We start from the raw sequence: 19326 nt of genomic DNA, 5'->3' as shown, positions 1-19326 counted from the left end.
AAAGGATAAGCAGCGCTTCGTCCGCGTCTCTTCGAGGCGCTCGCTACTGCCGGCATCGATTCGCAGCCGGCCAACTACGACGAGCCTTCGCGATAAGATACGGCCGAACGTCACGTTGGTCGGTGCGGTCGGCACAAGCTTGGGGACGGTCAAGGCTGGGTTCTTTGGCCGGCGGCGTGCCTTAGTTCGCGCGTCGCGCGGCCAGCAGCGCGGCACCCAATCCACACATCACCGCTCCAGATGTCTGTCTCGCACGCGCTATGAACGTGGGGCGCCTGGCTAGTCCATCCCTCGCTTTGGCCGCCCAACGGGTCACGATCAAGTCGACACCGGTGTTCAAGGCGACAGAAATCGTGCCGAGCACGACGAACTGCAGAGCCACGTTCACGGTCGTGTCGACGAACTGCGGAATGAAGGCGAGGAAGAACGCGGCCGTCTTTGGGTTCAGGGCCTCGACGACGATGCCTTCGCGCAACGCACGGCCAGCGCCGGTCGTCCGGACCTCTGTCGGCGCGGCGACGCGCGCCTCCCTCCAGGTCTTGATGCCGAGCCAGATGAGATAGAAGGCGCCGGCTATCTTCAGGGCAGTGAACGCTTCCGCGCTCGCCATCACCAAGGCCGAGATGCCGATCGCGCCAGCGAGGACGTGCACGAAACCACCGAGACCCAAGCCGACGCTGGAAGCCAAGCCTTCGGTCCGGCCGCCAGCCAGCGTGCGAGCGACGATGTAGAAGATGCCCGGCCCCGGTGTGACCGCCACGATCGTCGCCGCGGCCAGGAACAGTGCGAACGTCTGAAGCTCGAACATCGTATCTCCGAAAGCTAGGCAGGCACGGGAATGAGAGGGGCCGCGGCACGGTCCGCAGGATGTTCGCTGGCCGCCAGGCCTGCCGCGACGCCGACGCGATCGGCCTCCGGGCGGTTCTGGCTCATCTTGCGCTTGCCCTCGAATCGCACCACCGGAATGCGGATGCCGACGATGCCGCGCAACTGGGCGGCGATGAAGTCCACGGGAGCGTCGGAGACCGTCCACGGCTTCGCGCGCGCCTCTTCGTGCTTCCGCGTCAGGCGCGTAACCGCGTCGAGCAGTCGCTCCGGGTCCTGGAAAAATTCGATCGGTCCGTACGCGTGTACGGCCACGTAGTTCCAGGTCGGCACGACTTTGCCGGTCTCCTGCTTGGTCGCGTACCAGGACGGCGTCACGTACGCCTCAGGGCCCATGAATATCGCGAGCGCGTCTCCGATCGGAGGAACCTGCCAGTGCGGATTGGCCTTCGCAAGATGCCCGTAGATGACGCCGTGTTCGCCCTCACTTTCGTCGAGAAACAAAGGAAGAGGCGTCGCAAGCGGGCCCTCGGCGGTCGCCGTCACCAGATTGGCCAGGCGGGCGTCGCGGATGGTCTTCCGGATGCTCTCGACGTCTTCGTCCTTGAAGGCGGGAGGCGTATACATGGCTGGTCTCCTTTTCGGGTCAAAGGTGGCCGCGCTCGGCGCGCGATCATTGAGTAGGGCTAATTGCCTGCTGTGAATTCCAGCTTGTTAGTCGCATCTGGCGCGAGACGGGAGATCAGTCCGTGGATGTCACCCAGAACCCACAGATCCGACACCCTGCCGTCGCGGAACGTGAAGATCGGCGCACCGAACCACCATACGTGACGCCCGGTCGGGGCGTGACCGAACATCGGGCGGCGGTGGATGCCGTGAAAGCGCAACTTCCCCGAAACCTGGTCGCCCTGTTCGACGAGGGCAAGGATGTCGGAAGTATAATTCTCGAGGCAGTCCGTCACCCATCGGACGTAATCTGCGAACTGGTCGTAGCCGACCAGGACGGGGCCGAGTGAACCTCGGAAGGTGAAGTCCGGCTGAAAGATCTCGGGGATCAGAGTGATGTCTGCGTGATCCCACATGTCCTTGTAGAACTTGCGGACGACTTCTTTTTGCGGAGATAGCTCCACCCGTGCCAGATCCATGGCGGGTTCGAGTCCTGGCGGCGCGGCGATCATTTGGATTCCTCTCGATGAAAGGCTCTTGCTCAGGTGCGGGTCAGAGACGGCTCAACGACTGCTCGAGGTCGCGGAGCAGATCTGCTTGATCTTCGAGGCCGACCGAAAGACGGATCAAGTCATCTTCTACGCCTCTCTGCAAGCGGGCTTCGGGACGAACAGCAAGCCGTGCGCGGACCAGGCTTGCGGGATGAAAGATGAGAGTCTCGACGTCTCCTAGACTGACCGCCAGCGTGATGAGCTTTAGATTGTCGAGGAAGCGTCGGGCGGCTTCAAAACCCCCACGGAGCCCGAAGGAAAGCATCCCGGTGCCCGCCGACATTTGACGTTTTGCGATCGAATGTCGGGCATGCGACGCAAGAAATGGATAGTTCACCCATGCAACCGCGGGGTGGGCTTCGAGCATTCGCGCGATCGCAAGCGCGGTGGACCCGTGGCGATCCATCCGAAGGGGAAGAGTCTTCATCCCGCGCAGGATCAGAGACGAGGCCATCGGCGAGAGCACGGCCCCGGTGATGTATCGCAATCCGCGATCGCGGATTTTCTCGATCAGTCCATGTGTTCCCAAGAGAGCGCCCCCGAGAAGGTCCCCATGCCCGCTGATGTACTTGGTCAGCGAATGCAGCACGATGTCGGCTCCATGCTGGAGAGGCCTCTGAAGTGCGGGGGATGCAAACGTTCCATCGACGATGACCAAGAGGCCGGCCTGTCGCGCGCGGTGCGCGATCGCTTCTATGTCAAGGACATCGCCGGTAGGATTGACGGGCGTCTCGAAATAGACCCCTTTGCTGCGGGGCGTGAGAACGGTATCCAGATTCGCAGGATTTCTGAGATCGACCGGGACGGCGTTGATGCCGAACCGCGGCAGCCCTTGCTCCGTCATGGTCGTCGTATTCGAATATAACATCCGGTGGACGATGAGTTCGTCACCTTGGGAAAGCAGCGAAAGCGAAAAGGCCGCGAAGGCGGCCATCCCCGAGGCCAGGACAACGGCGTCTTCGGCGCCTTCCAAGTTGGCAAGACGAGATTCCAGCAATGCGGTCGTGGGATTGTACTCCCGCGCGTAGAGCCTCCCCCCCAGTGCAGCCGCCGCGTCCATTTCGGCCACGCCGTCGAAGGCGAAAGTCGAGGTCATGTGAATGGGCGGGGATAAGGCGCGAGCATTAAGTGCCGGGTCATATCCGTGGTGTATCGCGCGCGTCGAGAACCCGAGCCCGGGCTCATCGCTTGCCTTTTGTTCCAAAGCGGCCATCGATCAGTTTCTCCCGTTCTTGCGAGGCGGCCGCGTTGATCCCGGACGTCGCGCGCGTCGCTCTGCTTCCTCGACGTTACCTGTTAACGTCGACGACCATACGTCCGCGCACCTGTCCGGCCATGAGGCGCGCCGCGGCCGGCACGACCTCTCGCAGGCCGATTTCCAAGGCCGTCTTCTCAAGATCCGCCTCGTTCAGGATCGAGGCGAGGCGATCCCAAGCCTGGACGCGTTCAGCTCTTGGGCGCGTCACGCTGTTGATGCCGAAGAGTGTCACTCCCCGCAGGATGAAGGGTGCGACGCTGGTCGGAAAGTCGAGACCTTGTGCCATGCCGCATGCCGCAAGCGCGCCGTCCGCCTTGATGCCGGCGCAGACGTTGGCGAGCGTATGGCTACCGATCGAATCGATCGCGCCGACCCACCTTTCCTTCTGAAGCGGCTTGCCGGGCTGCGAGAGCGTGGATCGATCGACTACCTCGGACGCGCCCAAGCCTTTGAGGTAAGCCTCTTCTTCCGGACGGCCGGTGGACGCGATGACGCGGAATCCGAGCTTGTGCAGCAGCATGATGGCGATGCTTCCGACGCCGCCACCGGCGCCGGTGACCAGCACGTCGCCGCTCCCCGGGCGGATGCCGTGCCGTTCGAGCGCCATCACCGACAGCATAGCCGTGTAGCCAGCCGTCCCGATTATCATTGCCTGGCGGCTCCCCATAGAAGACGGCAGCTTGATAAGCCATTCGCCCTTCACCTTGGCCCGCTGCGCCAGGCCGCCCCAATGGCCTTCGCCGACGCCCCATCCATTGAGAACGACGCGGTCGCCGGGCGCGAAGGTCGGATCGGAACTCGACGAGACAACACCGGCAAGATCGATCCCGGGCACCATCGGGAAGGATCTGACGATCGGACCTTTTCCGGTGACGGCCAATCCGTCCTTGTAGTTGAGTGTGCTGAACTCGACGTCAACGGTCACGTCTCCTTCGGGCAGGCGGTCATCCGCCAATTCGACCACGTCGGCACGGTATCCTCGTTCATCCTTTTCGATGAGTACGGCGTTGTACAAGCTGCAGCTCCCTTATCTTTGGCGTCGATGCGGCACGCCCGCTTTGCGGGAGCGGGGCAAACCTGCGAGGAATCCCGCGATGAATGTGTCGAGCGGGGCTCCGTTCCTGACCAGCCGGGCTCGCATGACGGCGCCCTCCCAGCCGATCCAGAAGAATTCTGCCAGCGCGGCGCAATCCGCGGAGGTGTCGATATCGCCGGCGCTGCGCCCGAGTTCCAGGCAGCGCTCCACCTTGTGCTGCCACCCCTTCACGATGCCGTCGAGCGCCGCACGGTAGCCTTCGGGCAGCACTTCGACCTCCTGACTGAGATTCCCGACGAGGCAACCCCGCGTATAGGCGTACTTGGCCATGCCACGCTTGGCGTCTTCAACGAAGGTTCGCAGTCGATCTATAGGCGCCACGCCTTCGTCATCCAGGGCGCGATCCAACTTCCGGCGGAAAAAGGAGTCGTAGGCCTCCATGACCTGCCGGACGAAGTCCGCCTTGCTGTCGAAGTAGTGATAGAAGGACCCCTTCGGCACGGTCGCGCGGCGCAGCACCGCGTCCAGGCCCGTCGCCGTAAACCCGTGTTCCGTCAGCATTTCCATCCCGCAGCGGACCAACACCTCGCGTGTCGGCGCATAGCCCACCGCGCCCCGCTCTCCAGCCGACATTTTCCGATCATCCCTCACCATTAGACCGATCGTCTAGTACACTAAGGGCGTCGAGGCAACTCGGCAGGCGCGAACGACGGAGCGGTCGCGCGCAGTGAGATTGCTGAAAATCTGAGCACTTTGCTGTAGTATGAAGCACTTACGAGCTGAGCCCGCGCCCCAGTTTGGGCGCGACTACCCGTCATACGTGTTTCCTTCTTGACACAAAGTGTCCTCTTGCCGATTGTCCGAAGAAATCCAGCAACCGGGAGGTCGGTCATGTTCCAGCACTTCACAAAATCGACGGCGCTCGCAGCAGCCGCGCTTTGCATTGGACTTCTTTCGGCGCCGGCGAAGGCCGCCGACGGCTATCCGTCGAAGACCATCAAGCTGATCGTCGGATTTCCGCCCGGCGGGCCGACCGACATTATGGGACGCGTAATCGGCCGGTTGCTCGCGAAGGAATTGGGTCAGACCGTCGTCGTCGAAAACAACGGCGGTGCTGGCGGAACGATCGCCGCAAACAACGTCTCGCGATCAAACCCCGATGGTTACACGCTGCTCGTAGCGGTGGAATCCTCGAACACTCGCGCCCGCGCGCTCTATCAGTCAGTCCGATACGACCAGCAGAAGAGCTTCACGTACATCCGCAAGGTGGCGAAGCAACGCAACCTTGTCGTCGTGAATCCGAAGTTGCCCGTATCGACGGTCAACGAGCTCATCTCCTATCTCAACGCGCATCCGGGCGAAGTGAATTTCGGGGGCACGTTCGGCGCAACCTCTCACATCGGCGGCACGCTGTTCGACATGGTGAACGGCACGAAGATGACCTTCATCAACTACTCGGGGGGAAATCAACCCATCACCGACACCATGTCCGGCGTGGTTCAGGTCGGCTTCTTCACGGAAGCCACGGTCGGGCAACAGGTCCAGGCCGGGACCCTCAAGGCGATCGCGGTGGCGTCGAGCGAGCGGTCTCCTGCGTTCCCGGATCTTCCGACGGTTGAGCAGGGGGGCGGCAAGGCCCTGGACGTTTCACCCTGGTTCGGCGTCGCTGGTCCGGCGAATCTAACGCCCGAGGTCGTCGCGAAGATCGGTGCCGCACTCGACAAGGGTGCCGACGATCCGGAGTTTCTCAAGCATCTCGACACGCTTGGCGCCGTGCCGATCCGCGGCTCGACCGCCGAAAGCTTCACGGCCGACATCGGCAAAGAGCAGGTCTACTGGGACAAGTGGGCCAAGGACATCGGCGCGCCGCTGCAGAAGTGATCGAAAGGTCGCCAAGCGATGGATTTCTATCACCAGTTCGACACTCTACTCTCCGCCGAGGAGCGCGCCCACGTCGCGCGTGCCCGGCAGTTCTGCACGGGCGCCTTTTCGGAAGGCGTCTTGGCTGCCCACACGTCGGGGAAAGCGCTCCCGGAGAAGTGGATTGCAGCCTGGGCCGCGACCGGCATGTTGGGGCTGCAGGCCAAGCGCGCCCACGGCGGCCACGAAGCTTCGTACCTCTGCAAGATCCGCGTAGCCCAGGAGATGGCGCGTCACGGCTTCGCGGCCGCGTTCTGCTTGAACCACCATCAGGGGGGCGTTACACGAATTTCGCAGACGGGCACGCCGACGCAGATCGAGCGGTTTCTGGCGCCCGCACTTCGCGGCGAGCTTCTCTTCACGATCGCGATGTCCGAACCAGGCGGAGGCAGCGACGCTTCCGCCATGACTACGACCGCCAAGCCCGTTGAAGATGGCTGGAATCTCAAGGGTGCCAAAGCCTGGCTGACCGACGGTTTGATCGTCGGTGGTCTCATCGTGCTCGCGAAGGTAACCGACTCTTCGAATCCGGGCGAGATCGCGAGCTTCTACGTGCCACTCGACCATGCCGAGTCGGTCCGGCGCAACGAAATCCTCGTTCCGGGTGCGCGTTCCTTTCGCTTGGCGGAGATCGCTTTCGACGATCATTTTGTGCCGGGCTGGTGCCTGATCGCGCTTCCAGGAGCCGCATTGAAGGCGTCGATGTCTTCGGTCAACGCTGCGCGCGTGCACGTGGCGGCAATGTGCATCGCGACGCTACAGGCGGCGTTGTCGGAGGCCGTTGCGTATTGCGGAAACCGTAACGCGTTCGGAAAGGCGCTCACGGGACACCAGGGCTTGCGGTGGGAACTGGCGGAGGTTTCGGTTCGGCTGGAGGCGGCGAACGCATTGGTCTTTCGGGCTGCGGAGCAGATACAGCAAGGCACCAATCCCGTGAGTCTGGCTGCGCAGGCGAAGAAGTTCGCGGTCGACACCGCGATCTGGGGAATAGATCAGTGCATTCGGATCGTCGGCGCCACGGGGGCGAGTGCGACTCACCGTTTGAACATGCATCTGGCCGAAGTGCGGATGGCAGCCTACGCCGACGGAACCAACGAGATGCTGCTCGACCGTATCGGGCGGGGGCTGTCGTCCGATTATCCAACTCCAACAACAGAGCGGGCATGATCATGCGGAACGTAGTTGTCAGAGACGCGGAAGCGGCAGTCGAAGGGGTCAAGGACGGTCAGACCGTCATGATGGGTGGCTTCGGGGGCGCGGGTCTTCCGAAAGACGTCATCAAGGCGGTGCTCGACAAGGGCGTTCGCGACCTCGTCGTGATCTCGAACAACGCGGGTTCTTCAGATGACGATCTGTCCGCCTGGTTCGGCGCGAAGATCGTCCGAAAGATCATCTGCTCCTATCCGCGGAGCGCCAAACAATTCGCGGAGCAGTATCGCGCCGGCACCGTCGAGCTAGAACTCGTCCCTCAAGGAACGCTGGTCGAACGCATCCGGGCCGGCGGCGCCGGTCTTGGCGGTTTCCTTTCACCGGTCGGAGTCGGCACTGTCTTCGCGGACGGCAAGGAGAAGATCATGGTGGGGGGACGCGAGTTCATCCTCGAGCTGCCTCTGCGCGCCGACTTCACCTTCGTCAAGGGGCACCTGGCCGACAGTCTCGGCAACGTCACCTACAACAAGACCGCCCGAAACCATTGTGCGGTGATGGCGACCGCGGGCGAGACGGTCGCCATCGAAGTGGACCGCGTGGTCGAGACCGGCCAACTGGATCCCGAGTCCATCGTCACGCCCTGCATCTTCGTAGACCGTGTTTTCGTAAGGAGCCAACCATGAATCCGCTCTCACGCGACGCGCTGGCACGTATGGTGGCACTGCACCTTCCGACCGAGGGGTTCGTGAATCTGGGCATCGGGGCTCCCACCAACGTGGCAAACTTTCTCCCGCCGGACACTGGCGTGATTCTCCACAGCGAGAACGGCGTGCTGAACGTCGGACCCAAGCCCCCGGAGGGCCATGAGGACTGGGACCTCATCAACGCCGGCAAGATGCCTATCACCCTCAGGAACGGCGGCTCCTATTTCGACTCCAGCCTTTCGTTCGCGATGATGCGCGGCGGCCATCTCGACGTTGCCGTACTCGGAGCCTTCCAGGTCTCCGAGGACGGTGATCTGGCGAACTGGACGACCGGCGAAAATGGATCTCCTCCCGGCATCGGCGGCGCCATCGACCTGGCGGTCGGCGCAAAGTCCATCTGGGTCATGATGGATCATACGACAAAGGAAGGGCATTCCCGGATCGTTGAGCGCTGCGGATATCCGCTGACGGCCCGCAAGGTCGTGACCCGCATTTTCACGAACCTCGCCATCGTCGATGTCGCCCCTGAAGGCTTGGCGGTGACGGCCATCCTCGAAGGTCTCTCGATCGAGACGCTGCAGACGCGTACCGAAGCGCCGCTTCGCGTTGCCGACGAACTCCGCACGATCAAGCAGGACGGGAGCGTCGTCGCATGACTTACCGCGTCGCCGAGCTCGTCGCCGACAGCCTGATCGCGCACGGCGTCGACCGCGCCTTCGGCGTCCCCGGAGAGAGCTTCCTGCCGTTGTTGGATGCGCTTCGCGACCGCAGCGAGATCGATCTCGTCACCTGCCGTCATGAAGGGAGCGCCTGCCTTGCGGCCGTCGCCGACGCCAAGCTCACAGGGCGAGCCGGCGTGGTGATGGCAAGTCGCGGGCCGGGGGCCTTCAACGCCGCGCTTGGTCTACACGTTGCCGCGCAGGAGGCCATTCCGCTCGTCATGCTGGTCGGTCAGGTGGATCGGCCCAACCTAGGCCGCGACGCGGTCCAGGAGATCGATTGCGGGCGCTCCTTCGACGGCGTTCTGAAGTGGTCGGCCAGGCTGAACACGGCGGACCTCGCTCCGGAGATGATGGCACGCGCCTTCTCGGCCGCGCATGCGGGAACTCCGGGACCTGTCGCGGTCGAGCTGCCGGAGGATCTTCTCTCCGATGCGGCGGACGGACTGTCCGCAAGGATCAACGGACCGGCGCGTCCGGAGCCCAGCGCTGCCGCGATCGAGAAGGCCGCCACCATCCTGTCCGCCTCGAAAAGGCCGATCCTGCTGGTAGGCGGCGAATGTCGAACGTCGTCGTTTCGAGACGACCTGGTCATGTTCTGCGAGAAGTGGAACGTACCCGTCGTGGTCGCAAACAAGATGCAGGACCAGTTTCCGAACGGGCATCGCCTGTGGGCGGGCCAACTCGGCTTCTTTACATCGCCGGCGCACGTCAAATTGCTCGAAAACGCCGACTTGATCGTCGCGGTCGGAACGCGGCTGGGCGATCTAACCTCACTCGGCTTCGCGTTTCCGCGACAGACGTCGGCGCGTCAGCCGCTGGTGCATGTCCATCCGGATCCCGACACGATCGGAACCCATTTCCAGACCGAAGTCGCCATCGTCTCCGGATCGCACCCGTTCATTTCCGCGATGCTCGTCGTGCCGTCGGCTCCGACGGACCGAGCGGCTTGGCTCGAAGCGGCAGCTGGGGCGCGGAGCGCGACGCACGGTTGGCCAAAGTCGGGCGTTCCAGCCGCGGACGTGTTCGGTCACGCGGTGGCTGCGATCGCGTCCCGTTTCAAGTCAGACGGAATTGTCACGACCGACTCGGGCAATTTCGCCGGATGGGTTCACCGAATCTTCAAATTCGAACCGACTGCGCGGTTGCTCGGCTCCGCGTGCGGCGCGATGGGCAGCGGCGTTCCGTCAGGTCTTGCCGCCAGTCTGCGCTTTCCAGGACGGCAGGTGATCGCGTTCTGCGGAGACGGCGGCTTCCTGATGACGGGAAACGAGCTTGCGACGGCGGTCGCCAGAGGCGTCGATCTCAAGATCGTCGTGTCGAACAATCGATCGTACGGCACGATCCGCACCCATCAGGAGAGAACCTTTCCAGGCCGGCCCCACGGTACCGACCTTTCGAATCCGGACTTTTCCGCCCTGGCGCGCGCCTACGGTGCCGCTGGATATCGCATCGATGACGCGAGCGACGCTCCGGAGATCGTTGCGCAGGCGTTGTCGACGAAAGGGCCGGTGGTGCTCGAGGTGCTGACCGATGTGGGTCAGACGCTCGACAAATCGCTTGCCGGGCGCCGCTAGGCGACGCGCAGGACTTAGGAGAATGATCATGAACGAGGGTGATACGATGGATGCCACCGTAGCCGAGACCGAACAAGCGACGACGTATTGGCAAGGTGTCGTGCGTTTCCTGCACAAGACCCCGCGGGCATTTCTGCCCATGCGCTCGTTTCCATCGTTAGAGCTGATCGCAGGTCGCGGCATCGAAGGCGACCGATACCTGATCGGCCATGAGACCGGGTTCTACTCGCACAAGCCGGAGGAGGGACGTCAGATCACGTTGTTCGAGATGGAAACGCTGGAGGCTCTCAAGCGCGACCACGGAATCGAGATGCTGCCCGACGAGCATCGACGAAACGTCACCGTCGAGGGCGTTCCGCTCAATCATCTCGTCGGACGGCGCTTTCGACTCGGCGAGACGGTCGTCGAAGCGACCCGGCTCTCGACCCCATGCCGCCACATCGAAGAAATCCTTGGCAAGGCGGTCTTCGATCCAATGATCAACCGCTCCGGACTGAACTGCAAGATCATCGCCGGCGGCACCCTGCGCGTCGGAGATGTCGTGAGGGCGATCTAGATGGCCAAGGCGATCAAGACGGTCTCGACCGTCGTGTTCCGTATCGAGGATCTTGGCAACGACACCAAGCGCTTTACGCTGGTCGACCAAGACGATTGGGAACTTCCGCCCTTCAGGCCGGGTGCGCACATCGACGTTCACCTGGATCCGGGTCTTGTCCGAACCTACTCGCTCTGCAACGAGCCGGACGACAACAGGCGATACGTCTTTGCAGTGAAGCGGGAACGCGAAGGTCGTGGTGGTTCGCAATTCCTGCACGACCGCGTCGAGGTCGGCCAGCCGATGTCCGTCTCTCTTCCCAGAGGCGGCATCGCACTCGACCCGAAAGGCATGAACGTGTTCGTGGCGGGCGGAATCGGTGTGACGCCTTTCATCTCGGCGATCCGCCATCTCGACCGCCGGGGCCGTTCGAACTACGTGCTTCATTGGGCCAGCAGAGGGCGCCCGGTGCTGCCCGACATGATAGCGTCGGCGATCGAGGCGGGTCGCGTCCGAGTTTACGATACCACCAGGCAGGCCAAGCCGACGATCAGGGAGATCGTCGGTGACTTCACGGGAGACGGCTTTGCGGCATGTTGCGGCCCCGATCCCATGCTGCTGGCCTTCGAGGAAGCGGTCGCGTCCTGGCCGGAGGGGCGCAAGCACATCGAGATGTTCATTCCGCCGAAGCTCGTCGCCAAGAGCGACGTGCCCCCTTACGAACTCTTTCTGTCCGCGAGCAAGAGGCATGCCACCGTCACCCCGGAGATCGGGTTGCTCGGAACGCTGGAAGCCATGGGCATAGACGTGCCGGTATCGTGCGGGGGCGGCATCTGCGGTGCCTGCCGGACACGCTGGACCGAAGGGCCCCCGATCCACCGCGACCGCGTACTTTTGCCGGAGGAGCGGCACAACGAAGTGATCGTCTGTGTGGGAGATTGTGCCGGCTCGAAGCTGGTGCTGGATCTGTAAACGGCTCGCGGCAACGGCCTCAGCTTTGATTTTGCGGAAGGTTTGGGGCAAAACGATGCATGTACCACCTCCAGACCGTCCGGCAGATATGACACTCAACCTCAAATTTCTGCGCGTCCAGAGCGGCATGACGCTTGAACAGCTCGCGTCCGATTCCGGCTTGACCCGCAGCTACCTTTCGAAGCTTGAGCGTGGGCTCTCTTCGCCATCGATCGGCTCGGCGATAAAGATCGCCGAAGCGCTCGGTACGACGCTGGATCGCTTCTACGGCCAGCCCGACGACCACGACCCGGTCACGATCGTCCGCGCGAAGAACGGAAAGCCGGGAGACGTCGACACTCACCTGTCACTTGTCGCCGGACTGGCTCCAGAACGCACAATGCGCGCGTTTATCGTCCGGCCGACTAAGACGGCGAAACGCGGTCGCATCATGAGTCACCACGAAGGTGAGGAAATCCTGTTTATCCTCACCGGACGGATCGAGATCGTCATTGGAAAGCGCAAGGAAACGCTCAATCCGGGTGACTGCGTCCAATTCGATTCCACGATACCGCATAAGCTGACACAGGTGTCGTCTGAACCGGCTTCGGCGCTCGTCGTGATAGCGACCAAGAGCGCATAGGGGTACCGAGATCGCGCACATGTGGCTGGTTATGGCCGCGCTAAGCGGCCGTTCGGAAGTCGCCGAAACTTTGTTGGGTGTCAAAGAAATGCACCCAAACTACGCTGCTTGGGTACGAATGTCCTGGGCCGTCTTTTGAAGCCGCACGACGTAACGTCTTTTCGCAGCGGCCTCATTTGAAGTGCCGGAAATCAAATTGATGCTGATCGCCGCGACGACGCTGCCGCTTTGGTCGCGAATTGGAACCGCTATGCCGCAGATCGCTGGGTCCAGTTCGCCGTCGACCCAGGCGTAACCGCGCTCCCTGGTCAACTCCAGCTCTTCAGCAAGCTGCTTAGGATCGACAATGGTACGTGGCGTAATTGGCTTGAGTGCCGTGTGCGCAAGATAGTTGTGCCGTTCCTCAGGTGGAAGGTTTGCCAGAAGGACCCGCCCCAATGAAACAAGGTGAGCGGGAAGCCGGCTTCCAATGCCGAGATTGGCGGAGAGAATTCGCCGTGCCGGCAGTCTCAGCGCGTAGACGATATCGGTTTCATCGAGCACGGCGAGTGCGCAGGACTCGCCGATTTCGTTGCGGAGGTCTTCCAGGGCCCGCTGTGCATAGCCCCAGAATGGCAGTGCGTTGAGATAGGACAATCCGAGGCCCAGCGCTCGGGGCCTTAATCGGAAGTAACGGCCATCCGCCTCGCAGTATTTCAGCTTGACCAGTGTCGCGAGCATGCGCCGCGCGGTTGCGCGATTAAGTCCTGCGTGGTCGGCCGCTTCCGATAGCGTGTGCCGACCCGGCGAACGGCCGAGCGCTTCAACAAGTGCGAAACCCCGCTCGATCGCGCGTACGTATCCGTCGCTTTCCTTTGGCATGTTTATTCCCTTGCGGAGTCGCGATGCTCCGCGCATAGTTCATAAATCGACCATTTCGTTCGCCAGGCGAACAGTATCGGAGGAGCCTCAGTGACGCAAGCGCCAGCATTCGAAACCGACTTCTGGAAAGACGCTAACCTGCGGAAGGTGTGGGACGAGATCGTGCCCGGTGAGCCGCGCAAGACGATCCCCTACAAGCTGACCCTGGAAGCGATCCAGTTGTACTGCCGCTCGGTCGGCGAAGATCACCCGCTCTACTTCGACGAGGACTACGCGAAGACCACGCCGTTTCGCGGACTGATCGCGCCTCCGTCGATCCACATCCTTTTGATGTTTTCCTGCACCCCTGCGGACGATTGGATGCGGACACCGGGCACCGTCAATGCCGGCCAGTCGTGGAGTTACAACAAGCCTGCAAGGCCTGGCGACACCATCACCTTGCACGCCCGTGCGCTGGACAAATTCATCAAGCGTGAACGTCTCTTCGTGGTCCACGACAATGTGTTCTTCAATCAGCATGGCGATGTCATCTGTTCCGGCCGCGGCCAGACCATCAGACCCGCGTGACTGCGGAAGAGAAAAGGAAATAAGCACCATGACCACCAGCTTCGAGAACCTGGCTATCGGCGACACCATCAGCGGTCCGAAATTCGCGGTCTCGCGGGAGTCGATCCGCCTGTTTTGCGATGGATCGCTCGACTACAACCCGCTGCATCTTGACGACAACTACATGAAGAACAGTTTTGGCAAGACCAATTTCGGCGGCATCATCATGCACGGCATGAACAATTTCGGGCTGATTACCCGCATGTTGACCGATTGGGCCTATCCCGCCGGCGCCATTCACCGCCGATTGGAAACGCGCTGGCTGAAGCCGGTAAAGCCGGGTGACACGATTGAGCCAGTAGGTGTGATCAAGGCCAAGCAGACCACGCAGAACTCGCGTTGGGTGCTGATCGATGTGCTGGTCCGAAATCAAAAGGACGAGCACGTTGCGACCGGCGAGGCCATGGTCGAATTCCCGACGTCCGGGTCCATTGCTGCCTGACAGAGTGAGGTTCGATGAGGATCGCGATCGTAGGGGCGGGCGTCGGCGGCTTGACCGCGGCGCTCAGCCTGCATGCGGCAGGTTATAGCGACGTTGTTCTGCTCGAGGCGGCACGTGAAATTCGCGATGTTGGCGTTGGGATCAATCTTCCGCCGCATGCGGTCCGCGAGTTGAGCGAATTGGACCTCGAAGGGGAGCTCGCGCGCTCGGGCCTGCTCACGAGGGAATTGGCTTACTACGATGCCTCAGGGCAGCTGATTTGGGCCGAGCCCCGCGGTCTCGAAGCCGGATATCGGTGGCCGCAATACTCCATTCATCGAGGTCAACTACAGCGCATCCTTGTAGAGGCCGTAGGCAAACGCCTGGGCCAGTCGGCCATCAAGACCGGACAGCGCGTGACCAGCGTCATTCAGGAAAGCGCCGGAAAGGTCCATATCAAAGCCGTTGACCAGTTCTCGGGTCGATCCGTCTCCCATACGGCCGACATCGTCGTGGCGGCCGACGGCATCCGTTCGGCGGTCAGAGACGGCCTGAATGGCGGCGTGACGCCACTGGCATCCAATGGCTGGGTCATGTATCGCGGCACCACACGCGCCGGGCCATTTCTCGGCGGCGCGACAATGATCATTCTGGGCGATGAGACGCAGCGGATCGTGGTCTATCCGATCGCCCCGGGCCTCCTCAATTGGCTGCTCGTGCGTCCGAGAGGTCCAGCCGCCGCCGCCGAGCTCGGAAACTGGAATGTCGGCGTTGCGCCCGATGTCGTGGCTTCATTTGTCGAACAGTACCGCTTCGACTGGCTGGACATTCATCGCCTGATCGGATCGGGGTCGGAAGCATATGAATATCCAATGGCGGATATCGACCCGCTGCCACGCTGGGTCTTTGGCCGTTGTGCGCTGCTGGGCGACTCCGCCCACGCAATGTATCCCTTTGGGTCGAATGGCGCCTCGCAAGCCATTCTCGATGCGCGCGTGCTCGCCTACAACATGGCCACCTCAGGCGGTATTGAAGAGGCGCTGCATGGATATGAGGCGTATCGGCGCCCGGTCACCACCGGCGTGCAACTGGCCAACCGCCGCCAGGCCGGGGACGTCATGGAGAAAGTGAGTGCGATGGCCCGGCGCGGCGCTCACGGCGATGCGGCGACCGCACTTCAGGACGCCGAGCGCAGCTACCGGCAACTTGCAGGTTTCGATGTCGATGAGTTGAACAACCGCAAGTCCTGGAATGCGCAGCGGGCTCAGCCATGACCGAGCCGAAAGAACTTGATTCGAACACGAGAGGTACACGCATGAATTCACTTTGGGCTTCGGTGCGTCACGGGATGCTCGCTGCCGCACTGGTTGCAGCGAATGGCCAAATCGCCATAGCGCAGGACGCCTATCCTGTTCGATCCATCAAACTGCTGGTTGGATTTGCGGCGGGTGGCGCCACCGATGTCACGTTCCGGAAACTCGGTGAGCTTGCGTCCAAGCAACTTGGCCAACCGATCATCATCGAGAACAAGCCCGGCGCAGGCGCCACCCTGGCGCCGTCCACGATGGCAAAAGCCGAAAAACCTGACGGGTACACAATCGCGGCCGCCACGGCGGGATTGCTGCGCTATCCCTACATGCAGAAGGTCGATTGGGATCCTATCCAGGACTTCACCTGGATCGCAGGTCTCGGTGGCTACAGCTTTGCGCTCGCGGTCAACGCGGATTCGCCGCTGAAAAACGTCACCGACCTCATCGCCTATGCCAAGGACAATCCGGGCAAGGTAACGGTCGCTACCGCGGGCGCAGGCACCACCATGCATCTGCTGGCGGAGGCTCTGGCCGGGATGGCCGGCATCGAGATCACGCATGTCGGTTACAGGGGAAGCAGCGAAGCCGGCACCGCCGTGCTCGGCGGCCACACCATGGCCACGGTGGATGCGGTCGGCACGATCCTGCCCTATTCGGAGTCAGGCAAGATGCGCGTGCTGCTTTCCTTCGACGCGCTACCGATGGACTGGCTCCCGGGCGTGCCGACGGCGAAAAGTCTGGGTTACGATCTCGTCTATCCCGCACCTTACGGACTGGTCGGACCGAAGGGCATGCCGGCGCCAATTGTCGACAAGCTGTACCAGGCGTTCAAATCCGCGGCCGAAAGCGACGAGTATCGCAAGTTGCTTGAGACGTTGAAGCAGACAAAATGGCAGCGCTCGCCGCACGAATACGAGCAATGGGCGAGGGAATTCTACGTATCAGAGCGGTCGCTCGTCGATCGCGCCAAGCTTTTGCGACAGCCATGACGCGTTGCAACACGCAGGTCGACAGCTGTTCGGAGGAAACTATATGAATAGGGCTGTAAAGATGAGAATGGTCCGGCTTGCGATCGGCGCGGCGCTCGTCTCTCTCATAATCGCTGTTGTCCCGGCGACGGCGCAGCAGTTTCCGCCGAGCGCTATCAAGATTGTCGTTCCATTCCCAGCGGGCGGCACGACAGATATTCTCGCGCGCTTCATCGCCCAATATCTCAGTGAGAAGCTCGGTGTTTCGACCATCGTGGAAAACCGCGCCGGCGCTTCGGGCACCATTGGATCCGAAATGGTGGCGAAATCCGACGCCGATGGCAGCGTGCTGCTCCTCACAGCAACGCATCACGTCATCAATCCGAGCCTGTTCCGTAAGCTGCCATATGATACCGAAAGCGCATTCTCGCCCGTTGCCGTGGTCGCGAGCGCACCGAACGCGCTTGTCGTTGCTAAGGATTTTCCGGCTAAGAACGTCGCCGAGCTCATCGCTATGGCCAAGAAAGATCCGGGCAAGCTGTCGTTCGGCTCGTCCGGGATAGGGGGCGCCAATCACCTGTCAGGCGAGTTGTTCAAGCAAATGGCGGGCGTCGAAATCGTTCACATTCCCTACAAGGGAGCAGCGCCCGCGATGAACGATCTGCTCGGCGGCCACATTCCGATCATGTTCGATACGCTGCCGACGGTGCTTCCGGCCGCCTCGGCCGGAAACATTCGCGTCCTTGCCGTCACCAGCATAACGCGAGCGGCGTCGCTTCCCAACGTCCCGACACTGGATGAATCCGGTGTCAACGGCTTTCAGGCGACGGCGTGGTTTGGGCTCTATATGCCGGCGGCCAATGGCAATCCCGCGTATACAAGAATGGTCGAAGTGATGAAGGAAATTCTGGCCACATCGGCAATTGCTGAGAAATTCGCAACGCAAGGCGTCGCGCCCGGCAAGCTGGCTGGGCGTGATTTCACCCGCTTTGTGGAAGCCGAAATCAAAAAATGGTCCGCTGTGGTGAAGGCCGCCAATGTACCTTCGGAGTAACCGCAAGCGAGCCGTCCCAGAGCAAACACTGACCTACGGCCTGCGGAACGATTATGACCGACAAAGAAGCCTTTAGTGGAATTCGCGTCCTGGATTTCAGTCAGGGTATCGCAGGGCCTCATAGCGCGATGTTGCTGGCGCAGCATGGCGCCGACGTTATCAAAGCGGAGCCGATTACAGGAGATTGGGGTCGTACCCTCGGCCGTTCGTATGGCCAAAACACCGCGCACTCGATCGCGTTCAACCGGGGAAAGCGGTCGATTGCGCTGGATCTGACAAAACCGCGCGGACTTGAGGTCGCGCACCTCCTGATGAAGCAAAGCGACGTCGTCATCGAGGCATTTCGGCCCGGCGTGATGGCAAAATACAGGCTTGGTTACGAGGACGCCAAGGCCGCCAACCCTGAGATCATCTACTTGTCGATCAATGGGTTCGGCAGCCAGGGACCCGATCACATGCTGCCGGTCACCGACGCCGTGATCCAGGCCTTCTCGGGCTTGATGACCGTCGCCAGATCGAGCGACGGTGTCCCCAACCGTCTCACCATGATTCCGGTTGACGTCGTTACCGGTCTCTACGCGTTTCAGGCGGTTACCACTGCACTTCTGCGAAAGTTTCGATTCGGCACAGGTGGGTACGTCGAGGCCAGCCTGATGCAGTCGGCTGCGGCATTCCAGGCGGCGAAGATCATGGAATATCATCTCGAGGGCGGCGAGCCTCAACCGCTATATTCTCCGGTCGCTACGCTGCGTACCAGCGATGGCTATCTGAATGTCACGGCGATGCGTGAGCAACACTTTGGAGCCTTATGTGACGTCATAGGGCGGCCCGAGCTAGCGACCGATCCGGCCTATCAGGGTCGCGAGTTGCGAATTCGGAATGAAGCACCGTTGCTCGCCATTCTTCGTGCGGAGTTTGCGAAGCGGCCGACCACCTACTGGGCGAACAAGTTGACGGCAGCTGGGGTCATGAACGCGCCAGTACAAACCTATGCTGACTTCCTTGATCACCGGCAAACCAAGGCCGTGAAAGCTGTCGATTATTTCGAGCATCCAGGCGTCAGCACCATCGCCATCGCGCAAATACCGGGTACACCGCCCATCGCGAGCCAGGATATTAGCCGCACCAGGGCGCCCCTGATCGGCGAACATACCTCGGAGATACTTGCCGATCTGGGCTTCAGTAAAGATGATGTCGACGCGATGCTGGCCGATGAATCGGTAGCATTGCCGCCGCAATAGACCATTGTCGAGGACACGTTTCGATAGATTTCCAACATGATTCTTTCGGCGAGCGCGGAGGAGGCATCACGCCCCCCAGGCCATATCTCGAACGACTGCCTTTGGCGCTCTTGCGCGGAGCCTTAGGCACTTAACGAGTCCCATTGGCCAGTTCGGATGCACGGATTTGCCGTTGAAACGGTGCTTTAGCCCACAATGAAGGCAGCTTGTGGCAATAAGTGGCAGTGCAGGGCAACATTCATCGCTCTTGCGCTCGGCGCACATCGTTCTGCAGAAATGTGCACTGTCCACCCCGGAAAGGACCGCTCTACACTTCTGCCGACACAGAGGA

Annotated in this window: 21 protein-coding genes; 14 read left to right on the top strand and 7 right to left on the bottom strand. The window is 61.7% G+C overall.

The annotated features are described in order from the left end of the window. Positions 1 to 181: 181 nt before the first annotated feature. From JQ611_RS07285 to JQ611_RS07260, 6 genes are all read right to left on the bottom strand, one after another. Entirely contained in the window at positions 182 to 808 is a 627-nt protein-coding gene (locus JQ611_RS07285; RefSeq protein WP_212465004.1) for a LysE family translocator, read from the bottom strand. A 14-nt stretch (positions 809 to 822) separates the two neighbouring features. Next, a complete protein-coding gene (locus JQ611_RS07280; RefSeq protein WP_212465003.1) occupies positions 823 to 1452 on the bottom strand; it encodes an FMN-binding negative transcriptional regulator in 630 nt (209 codons plus the stop codon). A gap of 59 nt (positions 1453 to 1511) precedes the next feature. Continuing rightward, positions 1512 to 2003, bottom strand: a complete 492-nt coding sequence (locus JQ611_RS07275) for an ester cyclase (RefSeq protein WP_212465002.1) — start codon at positions 2001 to 2003, stop codon at positions 1512 to 1514. A 40-nt stretch (positions 2004 to 2043) separates the two neighbouring features. After that, positions 2044 to 3255 carry a PLP-dependent aspartate aminotransferase family protein gene (locus JQ611_RS07270; RefSeq protein WP_212465001.1) on the bottom strand — a complete coding sequence of 404 codons (1212 nt, stop codon included), beginning with the start codon at positions 3253 to 3255 and terminating at the stop codon, positions 2044 to 2046. Between the two features lie 76 nt (positions 3256 to 3331). Further along, positions 3332 to 4315, bottom strand: coding sequence for an MDR family oxidoreductase (locus JQ611_RS07265; protein ID WP_212465000.1), 984 nt, complete (start codon positions 4313 to 4315; stop codon positions 3332 to 3334). 12 nt (positions 4316 to 4327) lie between these two features. Next, positions 4328 to 4969, bottom strand: coding sequence for a TetR/AcrR family transcriptional regulator (locus JQ611_RS07260; RefSeq protein WP_249132991.1), 642 nt, complete (start codon positions 4967 to 4969; stop codon positions 4328 to 4330). A 258-nt stretch (positions 4970 to 5227) separates the two neighbouring features. Here JQ611_RS07260 and JQ611_RS07255 point away from each other — a divergent pair, with 258 nt between their 5' ends. The 8 genes from JQ611_RS07255 to JQ611_RS07220 are packed head-to-tail and all read left to right on the top strand — an operon-like array spanning position 5228 to position 12534. Continuing rightward, positions 5228 to 6217 (top strand): tripartite tricarboxylate transporter substrate binding protein, encoded by a 990-nt coding sequence (locus JQ611_RS07255; protein ID WP_212464998.1) that lies wholly within the window; start codon positions 5228 to 5230, stop codon positions 6215 to 6217. Positions 6218 to 6235: 18 nt separating this feature from the next. Beyond that, positions 6236 to 7423 carry an acyl-CoA dehydrogenase family protein gene (locus JQ611_RS07250; protein ID WP_212464997.1) on the top strand — a complete coding sequence of 396 codons (1188 nt, stop codon included), beginning with the start codon at positions 6236 to 6238 and terminating at the stop codon, positions 7421 to 7423. 2 nt (positions 7424 to 7425) lie between these two features. Further along, positions 7426 to 8088 carry a 3-oxoacid CoA-transferase subunit A gene (locus tag JQ611_RS07245; protein ID WP_212464996.1) on the top strand — a complete coding sequence of 221 codons (663 nt, stop codon included), beginning with the start codon at positions 7426 to 7428 and terminating at the stop codon, positions 8086 to 8088. Beyond that, positions 8085 to 8765: a 3-oxoacid CoA-transferase subunit B gene (locus JQ611_RS07240; protein ID WP_212464995.1), complete on the top strand. Its 681-nt coding sequence runs from the start codon at positions 8085 to 8087 to the stop codon at positions 8763 to 8765. Before JQ611_RS07245 ends, JQ611_RS07240 begins: the two co-directional genes overlap by 4 nt. Continuing rightward, a complete protein-coding gene (locus JQ611_RS07235; protein ID WP_212464994.1) occupies positions 8762 to 10405 on the top strand; it encodes a thiamine pyrophosphate-dependent enzyme in 1644 nt (547 codons plus the stop codon). Before JQ611_RS07240 ends, JQ611_RS07235 begins: the two co-directional genes overlap by 4 nt. Positions 10406 to 10433: 28 nt before the next feature. Continuing rightward, entirely contained in the window at positions 10434 to 10961 is a 528-nt protein-coding gene (locus JQ611_RS07230; protein WP_249132990.1) for an MOSC domain-containing protein, read from the top strand. Then, on the top strand, positions 10962 to 11912 hold the full coding sequence (locus JQ611_RS07225) for a PDR/VanB family oxidoreductase (protein WP_212464993.1): 951 nt from the start codon (positions 10962 to 10964) through the stop codon (positions 11910 to 11912). Beyond that, entirely contained in the window at positions 11869 to 12534 is a 666-nt protein-coding gene (locus JQ611_RS07220) for an XRE family transcriptional regulator (RefSeq protein WP_312011873.1), read from the top strand. Before JQ611_RS07225 ends, JQ611_RS07220 begins: the two co-directional genes overlap by 44 nt. 99 nt (positions 12535 to 12633) lie before the next feature. On the opposite strand, the gene JQ611_RS07215 is transcribed toward JQ611_RS07220, so the two are convergent. Further along, positions 12634 to 13395 carry an IclR family transcriptional regulator C-terminal domain-containing protein gene (locus JQ611_RS07215; RefSeq protein ID WP_212465044.1) on the bottom strand — a complete coding sequence of 254 codons (762 nt, stop codon included), beginning with the start codon at positions 13393 to 13395 and terminating at the stop codon, positions 12634 to 12636. Between the two features lie 90 nt (positions 13396 to 13485). Between JQ611_RS07215 and JQ611_RS07210 the strand changes: the two genes are divergently transcribed. From JQ611_RS07210 to JQ611_RS07185, 6 genes are read left to right on the top strand one after another with little or no spacing between them, the layout of a single operon-like run. Then, positions 13486 to 13962 (top strand): MaoC family dehydratase, encoded by a 477-nt coding sequence (locus tag JQ611_RS07210; RefSeq protein ID WP_212464992.1) that lies wholly within the window; start codon positions 13486 to 13488, stop codon positions 13960 to 13962. Between the two features lie 28 nt (positions 13963 to 13990). Beyond that, positions 13991 to 14443 carry a MaoC family dehydratase gene (locus tag JQ611_RS07205; RefSeq protein WP_212464991.1) on the top strand — a complete coding sequence of 151 codons (453 nt, stop codon included), beginning with the start codon at positions 13991 to 13993 and terminating at the stop codon, positions 14441 to 14443. A gap of 14 nt (positions 14444 to 14457) precedes the next feature. Then, positions 14458 to 15696 carry an FAD-dependent monooxygenase gene (locus tag JQ611_RS07200; protein WP_212464990.1) on the top strand — a complete coding sequence of 413 codons (1239 nt, stop codon included), beginning with the start codon at positions 14458 to 14460 and terminating at the stop codon, positions 15694 to 15696. A 41-nt stretch (positions 15697 to 15737) separates the two neighbouring features. Then, a complete protein-coding gene (locus JQ611_RS07195) occupies positions 15738 to 16721 on the top strand; it encodes a tripartite tricarboxylate transporter substrate binding protein (protein WP_249132989.1) in 984 nt (327 codons plus the stop codon). Positions 16722 to 16764: 43 nt separating this feature from the next. Then, positions 16765 to 17754, top strand: a complete 990-nt coding sequence (locus tag JQ611_RS07190; RefSeq protein WP_249132988.1) for a Bug family tripartite tricarboxylate transporter substrate binding protein — start codon at positions 16765 to 16767, stop codon at positions 17752 to 17754. A gap of 53 nt (positions 17755 to 17807) precedes the next feature. Further along, positions 17808 to 18995 (top strand): CaiB/BaiF CoA-transferase family protein, encoded by a 1188-nt coding sequence (locus JQ611_RS07185; RefSeq protein WP_212464989.1) that lies wholly within the window; start codon positions 17808 to 17810, stop codon positions 18993 to 18995. Positions 18996 to 19326: the final 331 nt, after the last annotated feature.

It is taken from the genome of Bradyrhizobium sp. AUGA SZCCT0182 (assembly GCF_018130185.1).
Taxonomy (GTDB): Bacteria; Pseudomonadota; Alphaproteobacteria; order Rhizobiales; family Xanthobacteraceae; genus Bradyrhizobium.
The sequence above is the reverse complement of the archived record's forward strand: the minus strand, read 5'-3'. Positions and strand labels throughout refer to the sequence as shown.

Coding starts and splice junctions, on each gene's coding strand:
- JQ611_RS07270 (WP_212465001.1), bottom strand. CDS start 3,255: ATGGCCGCTTTGGAACAAAAGGCAAGCGATGAGCCCGGGCTCGGGTTC.
- JQ611_RS07205 (WP_212464991.1), top strand. CDS start 13,991: ATGACCACCAGCTTCGAGAACCTGGCTATCGGCGACACCATCAGCGGT.
- JQ611_RS07275 (WP_212465002.1), bottom strand. CDS start 2,003: ATGATCGCCGCGCCGCCAGGACTCGAACCCGCCATGGATCTGGCACGG.
- JQ611_RS07280 (WP_212465003.1), bottom strand. CDS start 1,452: ATGTATACGCCTCCCGCCTTCAAGGACGAAGACGTCGAGAGCATCCGG.
- JQ611_RS07250 (WP_212464997.1), top strand. CDS start 6,236: ATGGATTTCTATCACCAGTTCGACACTCTACTCTCCGCCGAGGAGCGC.
- JQ611_RS07225 (WP_212464993.1), top strand. CDS start 10,962: ATGGCCAAGGCGATCAAGACGGTCTCGACCGTCGTGTTCCGTATCGAG.
- JQ611_RS07255 (WP_212464998.1), top strand. CDS start 5,228: ATGTTCCAGCACTTCACAAAATCGACGGCGCTCGCAGCAGCCGCGCTT.
- JQ611_RS07200 (WP_212464990.1), top strand. CDS start 14,458: ATGAGGATCGCGATCGTAGGGGCGGGCGTCGGCGGCTTGACCGCGGCG.
- JQ611_RS07230 (WP_249132990.1), top strand. CDS start 10,434: ATGAACGAGGGTGATACGATGGATGCCACCGTAGCCGAGACCGAACAA.
- JQ611_RS07240 (WP_212464995.1), top strand. CDS start 8,085: ATGAATCCGCTCTCACGCGACGCGCTGGCACGTATGGTGGCACTGCAC.
- JQ611_RS07215 (WP_212465044.1), bottom strand. CDS start 13,395: ATGCCAAAGGAAAGCGACGGATACGTACGCGCGATCGAGCGGGGTTTC.
- JQ611_RS07190 (WP_249132988.1), top strand. CDS start 16,765: ATGAATAGGGCTGTAAAGATGAGAATGGTCCGGCTTGCGATCGGCGCG.
- JQ611_RS07245 (WP_212464996.1), top strand. CDS start 7,426: ATGCGGAACGTAGTTGTCAGAGACGCGGAAGCGGCAGTCGAAGGGGTC.
- JQ611_RS07185 (WP_212464989.1), top strand. CDS start 17,808: ATGACCGACAAAGAAGCCTTTAGTGGAATTCGCGTCCTGGATTTCAGT.
- JQ611_RS07235 (WP_212464994.1), top strand. CDS start 8,762: ATGACTTACCGCGTCGCCGAGCTCGTCGCCGACAGCCTGATCGCGCAC.
- JQ611_RS07195 (WP_249132989.1), top strand. CDS start 15,738: ATGAATTCACTTTGGGCTTCGGTGCGTCACGGGATGCTCGCTGCCGCA.
- JQ611_RS07260 (WP_249132991.1), bottom strand. CDS start 4,969: ATGTCGGCTGGAGAGCGGGGCGCGGTGGGCTATGCGCCGACACGCGAG.
- JQ611_RS07285 (WP_212465004.1), bottom strand. CDS start 808: ATGTTCGAGCTTCAGACGTTCGCACTGTTCCTGGCCGCGGCGACGATC.